Genomic DNA, 19,596 nt, shown 5'->3' with positions numbered 1-19,596 from the left:
GGCGCGTTGGCTAAGGCGATTGCAGTTTGCGGCAGACTCCCAACGAATAATTCACATCGTCGGAGCCTTCCTATGGCGCGTTTGGCTATTTGACTGCCAATTGCTTGCTCGTAGAATAACTGGTCGTTGCGAAGCCGGGTTTTGACGCACGTACCCGGACCGAAATTTTCTTGTAGCGGTCAAATTTGCTGGGCTTGTACGTCGATTTGGTGCTACCAGCAATGGTCTTGCCGTTGCGCAGCCACTGGTATTTCAGCGTTGAGCCGGTTGTCCAACCACTCGTTTTTGCCGTGACCTTGCTGCCGACCTTGCTGGTGCCAGTGATCGCGACTTTTCCGCGAGTCATGATCCCGGTGGCAACAGTTGCGCTGGCAGAGGTCTTGGTAGTTGTCGTGAAACCAGGTTTGGTCGAGGTGACCCTTACCGACACCTTTTTACCTCGGTCGGCGGCTACGAGGGCATAGGTTGGTTTAGTGGCGCTTGTGATTGCTTTGCCGTCGCGCAGCCACTGGTATTTCAGCGTTGAGCCGGATGTCCAACCACTCGTTTTTGCCGTGACCTTGCTGCCGACCTTGCTGGTGCCAGTGATCGCGACTTTCCCGGTGTTCATGTTCCCGGTGGCAACAGTTGCGCTGGCAGAGGTCTTGGTTGCTGCATTGAAACCAGGTTTGGTCGAGGTGACCCTTACCGACACCTTTTTACCTTGTTCACCAGCTACGAGGGCAAAAGTTGATCCTGTGGCGCCCGTGATCTCTTTGCCGTCGCGTAGCCATTGGTAAGTGAGCTTGGAATCCGAAATCCAACCGCTGGGTTTGGCAACCAAAGTCTTTCCCACAGCGAAGGTGCCATCCAACGTGAGCTGGCCGGCGGATTGACTGCCAAGGACAGGTACAACTCCGGCAGAAACTGCCGTGGGTATTGTGGCCATGCTATGCCAATGCGCGAACACCTGAACCGTGATCGTTGTGCCAGCGTCGGCTGGAACTACCTCGTAGTCAGGAAAGACCTCCATGTCGATCGGCGTCCCATTGCGAAGCCATTGATAGGTGTGAGTATCAGGCGCTCCTGACCACGTTCCCGGATCGGCTGTGAGTGTTTTTCCGACGGCAGCCGTTCCGCTGATGTTTGGAAGACTTTGGTGAAGTGTGCCAGGAGCCATGATTGAAGTTACTTCCGGTTCACTCGCGGCAAGATAGCCCGTAGGCAGCCGGAAACTCAGCCAGGCCCGGACTTGTTTCCCTGCACTTGCAGGAAACGGAAGGTAGTCCCCGTTGGCTAAACGATGTTGCTCGCCGCTATAGCTCATACGAATTTCGCTCCACGGCAGTGCGAAGGGGAGCTCTGGGTTTGGGGTGAAAGTTGCCTTGAGTGGTTTGCCCACAGTCGGCTGTGAATCAAAAGTCATTTTGCCCAGATCAACCTCGACCCCCTGCAAATAACCACTGTATTCACGGCGAACAAGCGTGTGCCCATCCGGCCAGGTCGCTGTCGCGGTTAACTCCAGATTCCCTCCGTACCAAGAGGCAGGGGCGAATATCTCGGGGCCTTTTCCGACGTCAATAAAATCCCTGTAAATTTCACGGCGCCAAGCGAGCTCAACCTTCGCGCCGGGTGCGTTGATTGATCCTGTGAAGGTCCGTCCAACAATGCGTTCGCCGGTGATGGTGGGGACATTGTCGATTGGATGCTCAGGGTCATCGACCTTGAAGTGGGGCAGCCCTACGGAAACGTGGTTTCCCTTGGCATCCTCGAGGACAAGGCTGGTATTGCGGTCGTAATCCCCATAGGGGGCATCTTCCAGGACGCGAAACTGGACCTGGAAGCTTGTTACACCGTCGTCATCTGTAGACAGGCTGCCGGGGACTATCTGGCCATCATGCAACTCTTTGGTGGTTTCATAGGACCAAGCGAAGCTCTGAAACGGAGCCAACCACCTGATGTACCGCTGATCCGGGATCGGGTTCTCATCCCGGAATCTAACCGTGTATGTTCCGGTTTCGCCAGGCTTGAGGACGGTCTTATCGAGGGTGAGGTCAACAAGTTCCGGGGCTTCATTGTCATCAACCGACAGGTTTGAGGCGTTGGACGGAACCGCCGGAATGAACAGGAGCCCGATGACCAGGAGGATGCCCAAGAATCGCCGGAAAACTGTTCGCATGTTTGATCCATCTGTCGGAGCGTAAATGACGCGGAGTGAGTGTTTCCAAAATTATATCTTGGGGCCCGAGATGAATAGTCAGAATCCCGTGTTTCCCGTCATTCCATAAACAACTCCATAAACAAACTGCGTCAAATGGTCGGGACCGATCGGGTTCAGTGCTGTTTGGGACCGCTCTCAGGAAGTCGGCCTACTCAGGTGTGTCGTTGCGCCGGAGTCCCGGTGCCGTCCACGGCAGGTCCTCTCTAATACGCCATATCGTGGCACTGTCGGCGGGCGTGGGCGATGCCCACCAACCGTGAATTGCGACACCGCGCAATCGATCCCAGCCAACGCTTCGGATCAACGCGAATCCAGATCCGCTCATGCGGTTAGTTCTTGGGAAACTGCAAGATCATCGAACACCCGGCAAAGAAAAGTTCGGTTCGGAACCCTCGAACTGTCGAGGATTTCGAACCGAACGAATCCATCTGGCCCTGCGCCCGCCAACCACGAAGCAGGCAAACCACATGCCGAAGACTAGTTGGTGAACTCCGTCAGCACGATCTTGCCGCCGGCATGCCCCGTCATGCTTTCGCCGAATGCCGCAGCTGCTTCCTGCATCGGGTACCTGGAGACGACATTGATCTTGAGCTTGCCGTCATCCACCAGCGCACTGAGTCGGTCCAGCGCCTTCCCGTCGGGGCGAACCCAGATGAAGTGGCCGCCGTGGCCCGTGACCGACCCATCGGCGATGGAGGCATGCGAACCGGATTCCTTGAGCACGGCAAGGGTGGCTTCAAGCGCCCCTCCGTGGAAGTCCGCAACGGCATCGACGCCCTCGGGTGCCAGGGCACGAACGCGCTCGACCAATCCCTCGCCGTAGGTCACCGGTTCGGCGCCGAGCGCGGCCAGGGTTTCGTGGTTCTTCTCGGAACCCGTCGCCAGGACGCGCACCCCTGCAACCACGCCGATCTGGATGGCCGCCTGGCCCACGCCGCCGGATCCGTTGTGGATCAGCAGGGTCTGGCCCGGCTCAAGATCCAAGGCATCCAGGGCGCGCTGGGCGGTGCCGCCGGTCAGCGGAAGCGCTGCGGCTTCCTCCCAGGACAGGGATTCAGGCTTGTGCGCAACAGTGGAGGCGGGCAGCACCATGTACTCGGCGAACGAGCCGAAGTGCACGCTGTCGCGGCGGCCGTAGGCGTAGACCTCGTCGCCAACCTTGAACTCCGGGGTGTCGAAGCCGACAGCCTCGACGACGCCGGCAACGTCCCATCCCGGGATGACCGGGAAGGTGACGTCCATGATCTGGTCGAGGTATCCGCCCATGACCTTCCAGTCCACCGGGTTCACGCCCGCGGCCTTGACTCGGATCAGCACGCTGCCGGGCCCGACCTTGGGACGGGGAAGCTCGAGCTGCTCCAGCTTCTCGACGCCTCCGTAGCTCGCGTAGGCCATGGCTTTCATCGTCTGTTCACTCATCGTGGCGACCTCTTTCGGGGTGGGAAATTGGGGGCGGAGCATTGGCAGCTCCATTTGTACCAACCAGTACAGAACCCAAATTATTCGCGAGTGAGACCTATTCCACAGCGTCCAGGTAGTACCAGCGTCCGCCCTCGCGCACGAATTCGCTGACCTCGTGCTGGTACTCGCGCTGACCAAGCAGCCCGTAGCGGGCGCGGAACTCCACGACGCCGGTCTGGTCGAAGGGGCCGCCGGCCTCGGTGCGAACGATTTCCAGGTTCTTCCACACGATCGCCTCGTCAAGATCGAGCTCGGCGGGGCGGGTGCTCGAATGCCAGGTCGCAAGCAGGTAATCCGGAAGCATCAGGGCGAAGGCGCTGTAGCGCGAACGCATCAGCTCAACTGCGGTCGCGGGCCACGCCGGCGCCTGCGGATCCGAATAACCGAGGTGATATCGACCACAGCAGGAACCGTAGATTTCACCCGAATTGCATGGGCAGCGTTCATCTTTATCCATTTAAACAGCTTATGCGCACACCGATCCGCAGATACCCGCCGGTAGCTATCACGGGGAAACATCACGCCGCCAACTGCCCGAATCAGCGGACCCAAGGCTTGCCGGTAGACTTAGTGAGCAAGCTCGCGGAGCGCCGACACCTTGGCGTGAGACGGCATCTCCGCAGCGTCAAACCACCCTTCGCGCACAGGAGAACCCGGATGCCCCGGATCGTTGTTGATGTTATGCCCAAGCCCGAGATTCTTGACCCGCAGGGCAAGGCCATCGTCGGAGCACTGCCCCGTCTTGGCTTCACCGCCTTTAGCGAAGTCCGTCAGGGCAAGCGGTTCGAACTGACCGTCGACGGCGAGGTGACCGAGGAAATCTTGGCACAGGCCCGCACCGCGGCCGAAACCCTCCTCTCGAACCCGGTCATCGAAGACGTAGTCAACGTCGAGGTTGTCGCAGACTAATGAGTGCAACCGAACTCCCCTTGATCGGCGACTACTCGACGCCGAGCACCGAGCTGAATGGCGCCCGCATCGGCGTCATCACGTTCCCTGGAACCCTTGATGACCGCGACGCAGCTCGCGCCATCCGGTTGACCGGGGCCGAGGCAGTGTCCCTGTGGCACGCCGACCACGACCTGCAGAACGTCGACGCAGTCGTCATCCCGGGTGGCTTCTCCTACGGCGACTACCTGCGCGCCGGCGCCATCGCCCGCTTCGCACCGATGATGAGCAACATCATCGACGCCGCGAACTCCGATGCCAAGCTGCCCGTTCTGGGCATTTGCAACGGCTTCCAGATCCTGACCGAATCGCACCTGCTGCCGGGCTCCATGGTGAAGAACGACCACCTGAAGTTCCTCTGCCGCGACCAGGTCCTGCGCGTGGAAAACAACACCACCGCCTGGACCAACCAGTACGCCAAGGGTGAGGAAATCACCATCGTGCTGAAGAACCAGGACGGCCAGTACGTCGCCGACGAGAAGACCCTCGACGCCCTCGAGGCCGAGGGCCGCGTGGCCTTCAGCTACGTCGGCTGGAACCCGAACGGTTCCCGCCGCAACATCGCCGGCATCACCAATGCCGCGGGCAACGTGGTGGGCCTCATGCCGCACCCGGAGCACGCAGTGGAGGCCGGATTCGGCCCCGACCACACCGGAACCGACGGACTTGGGTTCTTCACCTCCGTCCTGACCCACCTTGTTGGAGGCCAGAAGTGAGCGTCGAAGAGCAGAAGAAGTTCAACATGGACACCGTGGCCAACGCCGCCGCGACCCCTGACACCGAACTTCCGTGGGCCGAGCTCGGCCTGAAGCAGAACGAATTCGAAGAGGTCGTCAAGGTCCTGGGCCGCCGCCCGACCGCCGCCGAACTCGCCATGTACTCGGTCATGTGGTCCGAGCACTGCTCCTACAAGTCCTCGAAGAACCACCTGCGCCAGTTCGGCGACAAGGTGACCGAGGAAATGAAGAAGGACATGCTCGTTGGCATCGGCGAAAACGCCGGCGTGACCAACCTGGGCGACGGCTGGGCCGTCACCTTCAAGATCGAATCGCACAACTCCCCGACGATGATCGAGCCGTACCAGGGTGCGGCCACCGGCATCGGCGGCATCGTGCGCGACATCATCTCCATGGGCGCCCGCCCGGTAGCCGTGATGGACCCGTTGCGCTTCGGCGCGATCGACCACCCGGACACCGCGCGCGTCATCCACGGTGCCGTTGCCGGCATCGGCGGCTACGGCAACTCGTTGGGCCTGCCGAACATCGGCGGCGAAATGGTCTTCGACTCCGTCTACCAGGGCAACCCGCTGGTGAACGCGCTTGCAGTGGGCGTCATGCGCCACGAGGACATCCGCCTGGCCAACGCGTCGGGCAAGGGCAACAAGGTCGTGCTCTTCGGCGCACGCACCGGCGGCGACGGCATCGGCGGCGCCTCCATCCTGTCCTCGGAGACCTTCGACGACACCAAGCCTTCCAAGCGCCCGGCCGTCCAGGTGGGCGACCCGTTCGCGGAGAAGGTGCTCATCGAGTGCTGCCTCGAGCTGTTCAAGGGTTCCCTCGTCGAGGGCATCCAGGACCTCGGCGCCGCCGGCATCTCCTGCGCCACCTCGGAGCTTGCCTCCAACGGCGACGGCGGCATGGAGGTCGAACTGACCTCCGTCCTGCTGCGCGATCCCTCGCTGACCCCGGGCGAGATCCTGATGTCCGAGTCCCAGGAACGCATGATGGCCGTTGTCTCCCCGGAGAACATCGAAGCCTTCGAGGCGACCATGGACAAGTGGGCCGTGGAGTACTCCTGGCTGGGCGAGGTCACCGACACCGGCCGCCTGATCATCAAGTGGGACGGCGAAGTCATTGTCGACGTCGACCCGCGCACCGTGGCACACGACGGACCGCTCTACGACCGTCCGTACGCCCGCCCGGAATGGCAGGACGCCCTGCAGGCCGACACCTTCAAGTCCTCGGAGGCCGGCGCCAACCTGCCGACCACCGGCGACGAGCTGAAGGCCGCCCTGGTCGAGCTGATGGCCTCCCCGAACATGTGCGACAAGTCCTGGATCACCAACCAGTACGACCGCTACGTGGGCGGCAACACCGCGCTGGCCGCCCCGGACGACGCCGGCGTGATCCGCGTTGACGAGAAGACCGGCCTGGGCGTGGCCCTGGCCACCGACGCCAACGGCCGCTACACCTTCCTGGATCCGTACCACGGCGCGCAGCTGGCCCTCTCCGAGGCCTACCGCAACGTCGCCACCTCCGGCGCCGTGCCGATGGCCGTCTCCGACTGCCTGAACTTCGGCTCCCCCGAGGATTCCGACGTCATGTGGCAGCTCGCGGAGGCCATTCGCGGCCTCTCCGACGCCTGCATGGAACTCGGCGTCCCGGTCACCGGCGGCAACGTGTCCCTGTACAACCAGACCGGCGACACTCCGATCCACCCGACCCCCGTGGTCGCGATGCTCGGCAAGCTGGACGACGTGGCCCGCCGCACCCCTTCGGGCTGGCGCGCGGACGCGGATGGCCAGGCCATCTACCTGCTGGGCACCACGTTCGACGAGCTGGACGGTTCGGAATTCGCGAACATCCGCGGACACCTCGGCGGCCTGCCGCCGAAGGTCGACCTCGCAGCGGAGAAGACCCTGGGTGCGATCCTGATCAACGCCTCGCGCGATGGCATGATCGACTCCGCCCACGACGTCTCCGAGGGCGGCATCGGCGCGGCACTGGCCGAAATGGCCCTGCGCTACAACGTCGGCGCCCGCGTGGCCCTGGACGACCTGTGCGCACGTGACGGCGTCGACGCCTTCACCGCGCTGTTCTCCGAGTCGCAGGCCCGCGCCATCGTCGCGGTTCCGCGTTCCGAAGAGGTTCGCTTCAACGACATGGCCACCGCACGCAACTTCCCCGTGGTCCGCCTCGGTGTCGTTGACGCCTCGGCCACCTCGCTGGAAATCCAGGGTCAGTTCGACCTGGACCTCGCCGAGTTGCGCGAAGCGCACGAGGCAACCCTGCCGAAGTACTTCGGCTAAGCCAGTCTGACGAAGCGGGCCCCGGAAGGATTTTTCCTTCCGGGGCCCGCTTCCGTTAAGCGCCGATTCGTCCGGTCGCGGGTGTTTCAGCGGACGTCGGACACGCCCGTGTAGGTTGCGTAGCTGGCGTCGCCGGTGCGCTCGTAGGTCAGCAGCGCGAGCCCGCCCGGGGTGGTGGTGCTGCCCGTCAGCCGCAGCCCGGCGGCGGATCCGCCCTCCGGGAAGAGCCGGCGGCCGTGGCCCAGCACCACGGGCGCAACCACGAGCCGCATTTCATCGATCAGCCCCGCGGCCAGCAACGAGCCGGCGAGCCTGGCGCTTCCGTGGATCTGGAGTTCCCGGCCGGGCATCGCCTTGAGTTCGGCGACCTGCGCGGCAACGTCCCCGGAGAGGATTGTCGTCGGGTTCCAGCTGCCGTGCTCCAGCGTGTGCGAGGCGACGTACTTCGGAAGGCCGTTCATCAGCGCGGTGAAGGGATCGTCGGCATCGGTGATTTGCGGCCAGTCCCTCGCGAAGGCCTCGTAGGTGCGGCGGCCGAGCAGGAGCCCGTCGGCCTGCCCCAGCCACTGCGCGGCCTGGTCGATGAATGCCGCATCCATGTGCGGAACCAGCCACCCGCCCTGGGTGAATCCGTCGCTGGTGTCCTCCTCCGGGGATCCCGGGCCCTGCGATACGCCGTCAAGGCTCACGAACTCCGTCAATGTCAGCTTCATGGGTGTCTGTTCTTCCTCGTCGGGTGCTCACGTCCTGCGGCAAAGCTACCCGAGCCTGAAACCCTGCTCAAGGGGATGTCCCTGCAGGCGGCGGGCCGTGCGGCAGAATGTTTACTTGTGTAGGCAAAACGCCTGCAGGACGAGGGAGCGCGCATGTTCGAGGTCATGAAGAAGATTCCCTTGTGGGTGCGCCCTTTCCTGGGGCTGGCCTTGGTGGTTCTCGGCGCCGTCCTGGCACTGAACTCCTCGGCATCGATCAGGGTGTTTGTGCTCGCGGTGTCCGTGGGGCTGGTCGTCGTGGGCATCGCCCGGGTCATCGAGGCGTTCGGCAACGATGCGGACCACGGGGCTGATCGCGGCGCGGGCCGCGATGTATTGGACCGATGGATCAACGGCATCAGCGGCGCACTCCTCGTCGGGACGGGCGTCGCAGCGCTGGCATGGCGCGGAGCCACCCTTCCGATGTTGGCCCTGGCCGTTGCGCTGCTCCTGGTTCTCTCCGGCGCGGCCTCGCTGGTCTCGCTGTTCAGGTCCGCGAACACCAGCCGCACCTATTCCTTGCTCGGCGGGCTGGCCTCGATCGCAACCGGCGCCCTGGTGCTGGCCTGGCCCAAGCTGACGGTGTGGGCCTTCGGGGTGTTCCTCGGCGGCTGGCTGGTCTTCACGGGCCTGCGCCTGGTCCTCAACTTCTTTGCCCGCGGCAAGGAAAGTTCCCCCACACCGACGAAGCGCAAACTACTCGGCTTCGGCAAGGTCGCCGGTTCCGCGTTGGCCCTGCTCGTGGCCGTTGCCATGGTGCTGGTGACGTCCTTCATCCACGCCGGCGATCCGCGCCTGGTCCCCGACGCGTTCTACACTCCGCCCACCGACCTGCCGTCCGAACCGGGCCAGTTGCTGCGGGTCGAGCCGCTCGCGCAGGGCGTGCCGGAGAACGCGAGCGCCTGGCGGATCCTCTACACGACCACCCATCCCGACGGTTCCCCCGCGGTGGCCTCCGGTTCCGTCGTGGTGCCCGCCGACCGCGGACCCGGGGCACTTCCCGTGGTGTCGATGGCCCACGGCACCAAGGGCATCATTCCGGGCTGCGCGCCATCGTTGTCTTCCGTGCCGTACTCCGACGGCCCGGCCGCCGCCCTGCGCGAGCTGATCGGCCAGGGCTGGGCCGGGGTCATGACCGACTACGTCGGGCTGGGCACCGAGGGGCCGCACCCTTACCTGGTGGGCCCGGCCGAGGCACGAAACGTCCTGGATGCGTTCCGCGCGGCCCGGCAGCTCGGGGAATTCACGTTGCGCAACGACACCGTCATCTGGGGCCATTCGCAGGGCGGCCACGGGGCGTTGTGGAGCGCGGCCATCGCCAAGGACTACGCCCCGGAGATCAAGGTCCTGGGCGTGGCGGCACTCGCACCGGCCACCAACCTGGTGGAGCTGGCGCTCGGCGTGAAGGACGCGGCCGCCGGCAAGGTGGTCTCCTCCTACATCGCCGAATCGTGGAACGACGTCTTTCCCGCGCTCGACGTGGCAAGCCAGATCACCCCCGGCTACGCCAGGTCCGCCCGGCGCATCGGCGAGCTGTGCTTCGACGGGCGGGACGCCCTGGCCGCCGTCATCGGCGGGACCCAGCTCTTCGACGCGGTGATTCCCGAATCCGCCCTGAACGGCCCGCTGGGCGCGAAGCTCCGGGAGAACTCCGTGAACCAAAACATCGACTACCCGCTCTTTGTGGGCCAGGGATTGGCCGACCAGCTGGTGCTTCCCGGGATGCAGCGCGATTGGGTCGCCGAACGCTGCGCCGCCGGGCAGCACATGGAGTACCGCGAATACGAGGGCCTGGACCACATGCCGTTGGTGGGGGACGATTCGGCATTGATCCCGGACTTGGTCGCGTGGGCCAACGACCGGCTCGAGGGCAAGGCGCCGGTCAACACCTGCACCTGAGCCAACGCCCTCAGCCGGCGGTGGCTGCCAACTCGCGTGCGGCCGCAACGTACCGCTTGGTGGCGAACCGCTGGGCGGCTTCAGTCGCCGGGGAGACCAGCCGGTAGAACCGGTTGGCGTGCTTGGAGGCTGCCTTGATTTCCAGATACACGGATCCGTCCTCGTCCAGCACCGCGGCAAAGGACTCCTCCCCCGTTTCGGGGTGCCCGGCCAGCGTTCCGTAGGCAAAGCCGGATCGGGTGGCCTCGTCGATCAGCCGTACCACGCGGCAGGGCGCGGTGATGCGCGCCGGACCGATCCCGAAACCCAGCTCGACGCGGCTCCCGAGCTGGACGCGCGGGGTGTCGGGCCGCGTGCGCAGGCCCGATCGCTCATGCAGTTGCCAGGTCAGGATGCCCTCGGCCAGCGCGTCGAAGGCGGCGTGCCCCTCCCCCACCCGTTCGCGCAGGTGCAGTTGGCTGTAGCCCTCGGGTACCTCGTCGCGCTCGGTCATGCCGGTTTCGGGGTAGCTCAGGTCGCTGAGCACCCCGAGCCTGAACAGGCGGCGCCGGGCGGCAAGCTCGGCGGGGCCCTTCTTGGCCAGCGTGACTCCGGCGACCCCCGGGGCCGCCTTGCCGCCGAGCCGGCTGGGCAGCGGGACGGGGCCGATCGCGGCGCGTTCGAGCCCCAGCATCCTGCGGTGGCTTTCGGGCAGGGTGTCGACCACCGCGGCAAAAAGCAGCTTGTAGCCGGGCAGGATCATCGGGTCCAGCGGCGGGTTCTTCAGGAAGGAGACGACCTCGGCCACCCGGGGCCCGCCGGCAAGTTCGCCGCGCGCCTCGTACCCGGCGATGGCCGCCTTGAGTTCGGCCTCGCTCCGCGGCGGGTTTTTCACGCCCATGAGTTCGCCGGCGACCGCCCACTCGCGCACGTACGCATCGGCACCCTGCGGCACCGGCCCGGCAAACGCCTCGTGGCTGCGCAGGAAGGCGTCGGCAAAGGCGATGTGGACCCAGGCGGCGAGGTCGGCGTCGTTGGCCGAATAGGCCTTCTCCTCGCCCGAGTCGGTGGTGTACCTGCCGGCCACCGGGACGTGGCGCCGCTGCACCCACCGGCAGGCGGCCCGGGCGGCCTGGGTGTCGCCGTAGGTGAGCGTGAAGATCCACCGGATGGTGCCGGCCAGCCTGGCCAGCGGATCGCTTTGGTAGTTCGAGTGTTCGGCCACTCCGGCCAACGCCCCGGGGTGCAGCGCCTGGGTCAGCAGGGCGCGGATGCCCGCGGCCATCGGGCTCATGCCGCCGTGGACCACCCACACCGCCGAATCATGGGCAAAGTAGCCCGCGTCGTCCCCGCGGTCCAGTTCACGCTCCCATGCGGGATCGTAGGTTTCCTGCGCGGAAAAGGTCTGGTGCAGCTTGCGCCTCAGTGGCTCGAACATGCCGGCTGCTAGTCGATCTGCAATTCGCCCATGTCGCCCCAGGAATCGCCCTCTACCTTGCGGGAGACGATCTTCGGGGTGGACACGAGTGCGGGACGCATGGCTTCCAGCCCGGCCTTGAAGTGTTCGGAGTTCACGTGGGTTCCGGCGGCCTCGTCGTCAAGGAACGCCTCGACGAGCACGAACTCGCTGGGGTCCTCGATGCTGCGGGACCAGTCGAACCAGAGGTTTCCGGCCTCGGCGCGGGTGGCCTGGGTGAACGGGGTGGTCAGTTCGATGAACTGCTCGGTGTATTCGGGCTTGGTCTTGAATTTCACGACAATGAAGTACATGCCTCCAAGCCTACCGATCGCGCGTTATCCGCGCTCGACGAGTCCCTTCCAGCCGAGCGCCTCGCGCTCGGCGCGCGGCAGCGAGGCGACCACCAGGTCGTAGGAGTCCTCGATCAGATCCCGCATCATCTCGGCGTCGAGGCCGGGAGTGACGGTGTTCCAGTGCTTTTTGTTCATGTGGTACCCGGGCGTGATCTGCGGGTTTGCGTTCCGCAGCTGCTCGGCAAGCGCGGGGTCGCACTTCAGGTTCAACGACACGACGCCGGACCGGAGCATGAGCAGCCCAAACATCTTGGCCTTGGACCGGTCCCTGCCCGCGACCTTGTAGACCGCCGCCTCCTCGCCGAAGGGGAAGTCCTCGTAGGCGCCCGGCATGTCCAGGCAAAGGGTGCGCCACAGTTCGTATTCCACGTTCCCATCCTAGCCACGCGATCGCATGCCCGGCGCCCGACAGGGGCGTTAACCCAACAACCGGCATGAGCCTCGAGGGGGTGAGGCCCATGCCGGTTGGGTGGAAGTCCGCGGCAGGACTTTTATGGGGTTGCCGGCCGCGGACTGGCTTTGTTAGTGGCTAGTTTCCTTCGCCCTTGCGTCGGCGGGCCGCAACCACGAGGCCCACCCCGAGGAGCATGACCAGCGCACCGCCACCAACGATCCACAGCGTGGCGTTGGAGGCACCGGTCTTGGCCAAGGGGGCCGCCTGCTTGCGCGGCGGTACCTGCGTTTCCTTGCCCGGAAGCGTCGGATCCTCGGTCGCCGTGCCCGGGGTCTCCGGGATCTCGACTTCCTGGCCCGGCAGATCCGGTTTCGGTTCCTCGACGACCGGCGGTTCCGGCAGCTTGTGGTACTCCGGGGTCGGGTGCGTGGTGACCGACGGCGGCACGTCCCCGTTGCCGCTGGCCACGTTCACCAGGATCCGGTCCCACATCTCCGCGTTGACGGTGATCGCGTAGGTGAGGGTCTTGCTCTCCCCCACGGCCAGGTCGCCCACGGTCCAGACCAACTTGCTGCCCTCGGTGACAACCTCGCCCCCGGAGGCCTTCAGGCTTCCCTCGTTCAGGGTCGCCGACTGCTGCCAGCCGGACATCTCATCGGTGACAATCGCGCCGGTGTAGACGAACTCGCCGGTGTTCCGCACCGTCACGGTGTAGGTGATCTCCTCGCCCGGCCACACGGTCTCGCCGCTGGCCGGATCGGAGGTCTTCACCACCGAGTAGCTGCGCGGGTTCTTCACCGGGGTCGTGCAGTCGCGCGACTCGGTGGTTGAACCGTTGTGCTTCAGCGTTGCCTCGTTGAGGAATCCGCGGTCGTGCGGGGTTTCCTCGGACTCGCAGGTGGCGGCGGCCGAACCGATGGCGCCTTCCTCCGGGGCGACCTTTACGGTGACCGCGTAGGTCTCGCTGGAGCGCGCCTCAAGGATGCGCCCCTCGGCCATGGCCTCGGACTTCTCGATGCCCGGGGTTTCCCAGGCGCCCTTCACGTCGGTGTCCTTCAGCTCCCAGGAAGCCTCCGTGACGTTCAGGCCCTTGCCGAATCGCAGGGTGTCGGTGAGGTCGTAGCGGGTCGCCACGTCCGAGTCGTTGTTCACCACGACGGTGTATCCAACAACCCAGGTGCCGTCCGGGTTCTCCGTGGCGCCGGTTGCCGTCTTGACGACGTTGGCCTCGGGCTCCGGGATGTCGAGGCAGTCCTCATCGGTGATGGACTCGTTGCCGCTGGTCAGCGTGCCCGAGTTGAGCAGGCCCTTGCCGCCCTCGGTGCCCTCGGCACCGCACGTGCGCTCGCCCTTGGCGATGTCGGCGCCAAGCGACACGTTGAGCGTCACCGTGTAGGTGTGGGTTGCCCCGGCGTCGAGTGCGACCTGGTTGGCGACCTGGTCGGTCCCCGAGTCCTTGCCGTTCCAGCCGGTGTTGGCCGTTCCGTCGGTGGACACCACCTGGCGATCGTTGATCGTCACACCGCCGGCGAACAGCGGGGTGTCGGTCAGCGAGTAGTTCACGACCTGGCCCTTGGTGCCCGGGTTGGTGACGACCAGGTCGTAGCGTGCATCCCAGGTGCCGTCCCAGTTTCCGTCGGCGTCGTTGTGCTGGACCAATTCCTTGGCCTGCTTGTCGAACGTCGGCGCAACCGGGGTGGCGCAGGCTTCGGCGTCGGTTTTCTCGCCGTTGGCGTTGATGGCCGCCGAGTTCAGGAAGCCGGTGCCGTCTTCGCCCTCGGCCAGGTCGCAGTTGCCTGCTTCCGAACCAACGACATCCGCGGCAACCGTGGCATTGACGCTCACCGCGTAGGTGTCGACAGCCTTGGCGCCAATCAGCTTGTTGGTAGCCAGTACCTCGGTGTAATTCGGGGTTTCAAGATCCCAGTCATCCCCGTCGCCATCGACCGGGCCGTCCCACGAAGCCGAGTTGACCTTGATCCCGCCGCCGAAGCGCAGGGTGTCTTCCAGCGAGTAGCGGCCCAGCAGCGAGGCATCGCCCGTCACAACGACGTTGTAGGTGATGTTCCAGCTGCCGTCGGCGGCCTGCGAGGTTCCCGTGACGGTCTTTTCAACCGTGGGGGCACCGACCTGGATGCAGGCCTTGACGGTTTCCGAGGCGGTCTTTTCCGCCTCCGGGATCGTGGCGGTGTTGGTGTAGGTGTTGCAGGTTCCGTTCTCCGCCAATTCGTCGTCGTTCTTGAACGTCAACGAATAGGTGAACTCGGTGGCAGTGCCCTCCGCGTTCCAGGTGGCGGTGCCCAACAGCTCGGGCTCCGCATCGGCCACTGCCTTGTCGTCAAAGACCTGGACCTCGTGGTACTTCGAGCCCTGCTGTTCGTAGTCGACTGCGGCGGTTGCCACGGCTTCGACCTTGGTGCCGGCAACGTTCTTCCAGCTGGCCGTTGCCGTGTTCAGGCCTTCGTAGTCCCCGTTTTCCGGGATTCCGCCACAGGTGTAGGGCAGGACGACGGCCTTGTCGCCCACGGAGCCGGCCGGGACCAGGACCTGCAGGCCCTTGGCCTCCGGGTCGATGTCCTTGGCGTCGATTTCGCAGGTGAGGCCCTTGATGTCGACGTCGTCGGCAACGGTCGCGGTGATGCCGCCGGCCGCGAACTCGTTCGGGTTGGTCAGCGTGATGATGCCGGTCAACGAGTGTTTGGAGTCCTTGTGGCCGTCGGGAGTCGCGGTGACCGTGTAGTCGAAGGCGGCTTCACCGTCCAGGCCGATCTCGACCTTGGTGGGGTCGTTTGCCTTCTTGGCCAGCTTCCACAGGTACTCGCGGTCGAAGGACGCCTCGGCGGTCTTGGCAATGCCCAGACCTGCCTTGGCACAGACCTCTACATCGGCCGTGGCCGTGTTGTTGTCGTCGGCACCGGCCTCTTCCTTGAGCACCGCGGTGTTGGTGAAGGAGGTGCACTTGCCGGCTACGCCCGAAAGCTCGGCCTGGTAGGTGAACTCCTTTGCGGATTCTCCCAGGGTTGCCGTGCCGAGTTCCTTTTCGGTGCCCGGAACCGTCTTGTCGTCGACGATGGTTACCGTGTCATCGATGCTCTTGGTTTGCTTGAACTCGATGTCGGCGGCGAAGTCCGCGGTGCGGGGCTTGCCGTCCACGCCGGTCCACGCGATGGTGGCGGTGTTCTTCTTGCCTTCGTAGTCGGCGGCGTCGACACCTTCCGGCAGGTCGCAGTCGTAGCCGACCGTGGCCTTGCCCGGAACGACGTTTCCGTCGACCACGGTGGCTGCGGGAACGAGGACATCCTGTCCGCCGCCGGCCACGACGCACACGGCGCCGGGGATCTCGGCAACGTCTGCAACGTTGACCTTCATCTCGCCCTGTTGGTTCGGGTTGAACACGTCGATCGAGCCGGACATGGTCCAGTCCTGGTCCCTGTGGCCATCCTGGGTGGCGGTTACCGTGTAGTCGGCAACGGCCTTGCCGTTTTCGTCGACGGTGAAGGAAGTCTTGCCGGCTTCCTTGGCAACCTTCCAGTCGTAGTCACGGGTGAACTGCGCGTCGACGGTCTTGACCACGGTCAGGCCCTTTTCGACGCAAACCTCGATGGCGGCCGAGGACTCGTTGCCCTCCGGGTGGTTCTTGTCCCCGTCGATCGTGGCGGTGTTGGTGAAGGTGGCGCATTTGCCTGCAGTGCCCGCCCACTCAACGTCGTAGGTGAAGGTCTTGGGCGATTCGGACAACGTCACGGTGCCAAGCACGTGGTTGTTATCCGTGTATTTGTCATCGGCCACGGTGATCTCGGCGTCGGTCTCAGCGGCCAGCGCGAAGTCAAACGACTTCACTGCGCTGCTTGCGGTGCGGCCGTTGCCCCAGGTGGCGGTTGCCATGTTGCTCTGGTCGTTGTAATCGGCCTCGGCAACACCGGATGCCACATCGCACTCATAGGTGAGGACTTTGCTCGTACCGGCCGGAATCAGGACCTGGAAGCCTTCGGCCTCGTCGGAGTCCGTTCCCGCGATCGTGCAGGTCACGCCTTCAAGGCTCAGCGTCTTGCCGATGGTTGCATTGATCTCGCCGAACTTGTTCGGGTTGGCCACGGTGATTTTTCCACCGAGCTTCCAGTTCGAATCGGTGTGACCGGCCTGGGTAGCGGTCACCTTGTAACCGGCGGTGACGGTGCCTTCGCCGTCGACGTTGAAGGAAGACTTGTCGGCTTCCTTCTCAATCGACCAGTCGTGGTCCCGGTCAAAGGCGGCCTTGGCGTCCATCTCGAGGATCAGCGGCTTCTCGACGCAGAGTGTGACGGTTTCGCTGTCGCGGCCGGTTTCTCCATCGGCGGAGGTGAACTTCGCGGTGTTGGCGTAGTCGGTGCACTTTCCTGCTTCGCCCGGCCAGGTCTTGGTGTACTCGAACTTCTTCGGTGCCTGAGCGGCAGTGACGACGTTTCCGCCCTCGAGGCCAGCGAGGTCGAAGTGATCGTCAACAACGGTTACCGACCCGTCGGTCACCTTCGGTGAAACCTTGGCGAAGTCGAAGGCCTTGGAGCCCGTAGCCTTGCCCGTGGTGCCGAAGTAGCTGGTCGAGTTCCACGTTGCGGTAGCGGTATTGGTGCCCGAGGTAGCGGCCGTGGTTTTAGACGGCATGGCACACGCGTAGTTGAACGTCGTTGCGCCGGTTGGAATCGAGACCGGGCCGGTAACGGCCGAACCGCCGGTGGTCTTGATGGCACACACTGCGTCCGGCAGGTTGTCGGCAAGTGTTACGCCGTTGATGGCAACCGCGTTTGGGTTCTCTACCGTGATCGAGCCCGAAACCTTGAAGTTGCTGTCAACGGGCTTCCCGGCCTTGACCTCCACGCCGTAGTTGAACTCGACGTTGCCTGTCGCGGAATTAACAGTCTTCTGTGCGGGATCAACAGTCTTGTCGATGGTCCAGTCATAGTCGCGGTCGAACGTGGCGTCCACGGTCTTGGAGACCGACAGGTCCTGATATGCAGTCCTGGTATTGGTGAAGGTACAGGTGACGTTGTCGCCGATCTTCACGTCAACGCTCGGGTTCCTCAGGTCGATGCCTGGAAGCGTGGTTGAGCCGTTGACACAGGTGAGGTTGGTCAGGTCGTAACCAGCCGGACCCGTGGACTCGGAGAGCTTGTAGGTGCCCGAAACAACAGACTTGGATGATCCGGTTTCTACGTTCTCCATGTTCGTGGTTCCGCCGGACTTGATGGCGGAAAGCTTCCAGTCCTTGGCTGCGGCGCCGTTGCTACCCTTGTTGTCGACCTTCTTGACAAGGGTCAGCGTTGCATCACAATCAATCCGGTTGGTAATGGTTGCAACGTTTTCTCCAAGTTTCAGCTGCACGCCAAGACCGGCACCCGTCAGTTCTTCGGACTGCCCGTCCCTGAACTTGATGGCTGAACCCTTGGCAACACAGCGGTCACCTGCGTCATAGGTCTCGTTGATATTGACGGCTGCGCCCTGCGCGTATCCGCCCACGACCTGCCCAAAAATCGGCTGTCCGGTTTTCGGAACCGGGTTCAGCTTGGGAGAAGCCGTGGCACCGAGGTTTGCAGCATCAGCCGCCGTCGCCGTTTTGCCGTTGATTATCCAAGTCTTATTGACCTGTAGCGATACAGATTGCTCCTGGTTGATGACTGTACAGCTAACGGCCGATCCACGTTCGACAGTCACGTTGAACCCTGTAGCACCCTGGTTGGATGCTTGGATGTTTTTGCCGGTGGCATTGTCAACGCAGACAGCGTTGCTGCCGTTCTGCTGCTCAAGTACGAAGCCTGGCTTCTGATCCTCGGAGAAGTTCACCAACCGACCATTACCCGCGTCCAATCCACCAATGGCGAAGTTGGCAGTTCCGTCTGTCTTCGTGACGGCAGAAGAAGGCGACACGGCCGAAGTAGTCGATCCGAATTTCCATCCGCTCGCCGGCTTCAGCGAGCCGTCAATACCTCGAACTTGCTTGACTACTGTGACAGTTCCCTTGCAGTTCGAGAGTGCGATCTCCTTGAGCTTGGCGGCAAGATCCGAGTAGTTCTTGATCTTGAAGTAGTCGACGTTTTCGGTGTTTCCCGAAACCTGCTTCAGGTTGTCTACCGACAAGCCGCTTCCTACACCTAGACCCATGACAAATGCGCCGCCTGCTTTGAGCGAATTTGCCGATTTCACTGCAGTGGTCAGGTCTTTGGTGTCGAACGCGGATCCAAAGTCACTGTTTGAAGAGCCCGACTTGGGTTCTCCATACGCGGTGGGGTTGCCATCGGTGATGAACAGAACAATGTCGTAGCCTGCAGGAATCTGGCCAAGTCCGCGGTCCCAGTTCGTTCCGCCGTTTTCCCTCAAAGGCCGTTTGAGTCCAGAAATCGCGTTCTTGACGGTAGTAGCGTCTGCAGACGTAGATACGGATGTGCTGGCCAAACTTGAATTGACCCTGTCTGGTGCAAACGTCGCGAAGGAATAAACACCCACAGAGGACGGGGTACCGGTCAAGGCCGTGACCAACGCGTTGGCTGCGCTTTTCGACGAGTCGATGTCCGAGTCCGTCAGCGAATTGGAGAGGTCAAGAACCACCGCGATATTCAATCCGCACTTGTTTGGCAAGCTGGGGTTCGGCCGCGGATCGTCGGCAGCTGCCAAAGCAACACGCGACTGGGCCGCGGTCATTGGTGCATCCTGGGCAACGCCGCCAGACGTTTCCGCCTGCTTTTCCGTCGCCCCAGATTTCTTGGACGCTGCGGAGGCTTTGGCCACCCCAGCTTTGTCCTTCTTTGCCTTGCCGGACCCTGCGGCCGCGTCGGATTCCTCGACAGCGTCGCGCAGTTGCTGCTCGACGCCGGAGTCCTGGTTGTTGACGGGTGCTGCGACAGCGGGATTGAAACCACCGCCGCCGAACATCATGGTTGCAACGAGAGCAGTCGTCGCGGTGGCGCCCACGGCTGAACGGACAACACCGTTTTTCCAGATTGCGCCCAAGAATGAGTCACGCGGAGATGCGCGACGTCCTCGTTGCTTACGTGTGGCTTGATCCCCAGATTTGGCGAACACGATTTAAACCCCAATTATCCCAAGGGGCGCGGCAAACACACAACAACCACTGTTTTAGCGGACCGGTCCC

General features: G+C 63.7%; 12 protein-coding genes. 4 read left to right on the top strand and 8 right to left on the bottom strand.

Translation table 11 applies throughout. The features are described 5' to 3' along the window. Positions 1-85: 85 nt before the first annotated feature. From ACFY5D_RS13170 to ACFY5D_RS13160, 3 genes are all read right to left on the bottom strand, one after another. Positions 86-2,158 carry a hypothetical protein gene (locus tag ACFY5D_RS13170; RefSeq protein ID WP_387530353.1) on the bottom strand — a complete coding sequence of 691 codons (2,073 nt, stop codon included), beginning with the start codon at positions 2,156-2,158 and terminating at the stop codon, positions 86-88. Positions 2,159-2,677: 519 nt separating this feature from the next. Beyond that, positions 2,678-3,604: an NADP-dependent oxidoreductase gene (locus ACFY5D_RS13165; RefSeq protein WP_387531041.1), complete on the bottom strand. Its 927-nt coding sequence runs from the start codon at positions 3,602-3,604 to the stop codon at positions 2,678-2,680. A gap of 112 nt (positions 3,605-3,716) precedes the next feature. Next, a complete protein-coding gene (locus ACFY5D_RS13160; protein ID WP_387530351.1) occupies positions 3,717-4,118 on the bottom strand; it encodes a YchJ family protein in 402 nt (133 codons plus the stop codon). Between the two features lie 200 nt (positions 4,119-4,318). On the opposite strand from ACFY5D_RS13160, the gene purS reads away from it, so the two are divergent. From purS to purL, 3 genes are read left to right on the top strand one after another with little or no spacing between them, the layout of a single operon-like run. Then, entirely contained in the window at positions 4,319-4,570 is a 252-nt protein-coding gene (gene purS / locus ACFY5D_RS13155) for a phosphoribosylformylglycinamidine synthase subunit PurS (protein ID WP_210002491.1), read from the top strand. Continuing rightward, positions 4,570-5,325: a phosphoribosylformylglycinamidine synthase subunit PurQ gene (gene purQ / locus ACFY5D_RS13150; protein WP_387530348.1), complete on the top strand. Its 756-nt coding sequence runs from the start codon at positions 4,570-4,572 to the stop codon at positions 5,323-5,325. The genes purS and purQ overlap by 1 nt, the downstream gene beginning before the upstream one ends. A gap of 26 nt (positions 5,326-5,351) precedes the next feature. Continuing rightward, positions 5,352-7,637 carry a phosphoribosylformylglycinamidine synthase subunit PurL gene (gene purL / locus ACFY5D_RS13145; protein ID WP_387531038.1) on the top strand — a complete coding sequence of 762 codons (2,286 nt, stop codon included), beginning with the start codon at positions 5,352-5,354 and terminating at the stop codon, positions 7,635-7,637. Between the two features lie 86 nt (positions 7,638-7,723). Here the strand turns inward: purL and ACFY5D_RS13140 are convergent, their stop codons facing one another. Further along, on the bottom strand, positions 7,724-8,350 hold the full coding sequence (locus ACFY5D_RS13140) for a dihydrofolate reductase family protein (protein WP_387530345.1): 627 nt from the start codon (positions 8,348-8,350) through the stop codon (positions 7,724-7,726). Positions 8,351-8,515: 165 nt separating this feature from the next. On the opposite strand from ACFY5D_RS13140, the gene ACFY5D_RS13135 reads away from it, so the two are divergent. Beyond that, entirely contained in the window at positions 8,516-10,288 is a 1,773-nt protein-coding gene (locus ACFY5D_RS13135; protein ID WP_387530342.1) for a lipase family protein, read from the top strand. Between the two features lie 10 nt (positions 10,289-10,298). Here ACFY5D_RS13135 and ACFY5D_RS13130 read toward each other — a convergent pair whose 3' ends face one another. From ACFY5D_RS13130 to ACFY5D_RS13115, 4 genes are all read right to left on the bottom strand, one after another. Beyond that, positions 10,299-11,705, bottom strand: coding sequence for a DUF1990 family protein (locus tag ACFY5D_RS13130; protein WP_387530340.1), 1,407 nt, complete (start codon positions 11,703-11,705; stop codon positions 10,299-10,301). An 8-nt stretch (positions 11,706-11,713) separates the two neighbouring features. Beyond that, on the bottom strand, positions 11,714-12,037 hold the full coding sequence (locus ACFY5D_RS13125) for a putative quinol monooxygenase (protein WP_387530337.1): 324 nt from the start codon (positions 12,035-12,037) through the stop codon (positions 11,714-11,716). Between the two features lie 24 nt (positions 12,038-12,061). Beyond that, positions 12,062-12,448 (bottom strand): MmcQ/YjbR family DNA-binding protein, encoded by a 387-nt coding sequence (locus ACFY5D_RS13120; RefSeq protein ID WP_387530334.1) that lies wholly within the window; start codon positions 12,446-12,448, stop codon positions 12,062-12,064. A 160-nt stretch (positions 12,449-12,608) separates the two neighbouring features. Then, positions 12,609-19,415, bottom strand: a complete 6,807-nt coding sequence (locus ACFY5D_RS13115) for an LAETG motif-containing sortase-dependent surface protein (RefSeq protein WP_387530331.1) — start codon at positions 19,413-19,415, stop codon at positions 12,609-12,611. Positions 19,416-19,596 lie beyond the last annotated feature (181 nt).

The sequence above is a fragment of the Paeniglutamicibacter sp. NPDC012692 genome (assembly GCF_042901625.1).
Classification (GTDB): Bacteria; Actinomycetota; Actinomycetes; order Actinomycetales; family Micrococcaceae; genus Paeniglutamicibacter.
This window is presented reverse-complemented; position numbering and strand designations above follow the sequence as displayed.

Coding starts and splice junctions, on each gene's coding strand:
- ACFY5D_RS13170 (WP_387530353.1), bottom strand. CDS start 2,158: ATGCGAACAGTTTTCCGGCGATTCTTGGGCATCCTCCTGGTCATCGGG.
- ACFY5D_RS13165 (WP_387531041.1), bottom strand. CDS start 3,604: ATGAAAGCCATGGCCTACGCGAGCTACGGAGGCGTCGAGAAGCTGGAG.
- ACFY5D_RS13160 (WP_387530351.1), bottom strand. CDS start 4,118: ATGGATAAAGATGAACGCTGCCCATGCAATTCGGGTGAAATCTACGGT.
- purS (WP_210002491.1), top strand. CDS start 4,319: ATGCCCCGGATCGTTGTTGATGTTATGCCCAAGCCCGAGATTCTTGAC.
- purQ (WP_387530348.1), top strand. CDS start 4,570: ATGAGTGCAACCGAACTCCCCTTGATCGGCGACTACTCGACGCCGAGC.
- purL (WP_387531038.1), top strand. CDS start 5,352: ATGGACACCGTGGCCAACGCCGCCGCGACCCCTGACACCGAACTTCCG.
- ACFY5D_RS13140 (WP_387530345.1), bottom strand. CDS start 8,350: ATGAAGCTGACATTGACGGAGTTCGTGAGCCTTGACGGCGTATCGCAG.
- ACFY5D_RS13135 (WP_387530342.1), top strand. CDS start 8,516: ATGAAGAAGATTCCCTTGTGGGTGCGCCCTTTCCTGGGGCTGGCCTTG.
- ACFY5D_RS13130 (WP_387530340.1), bottom strand. CDS start 11,705: ATGTTCGAGCCACTGAGGCGCAAGCTGCACCAGACCTTTTCCGCGCAG.
- ACFY5D_RS13125 (WP_387530337.1), bottom strand. CDS start 12,037: ATGTACTTCATTGTCGTGAAATTCAAGACCAAGCCCGAATACACCGAG.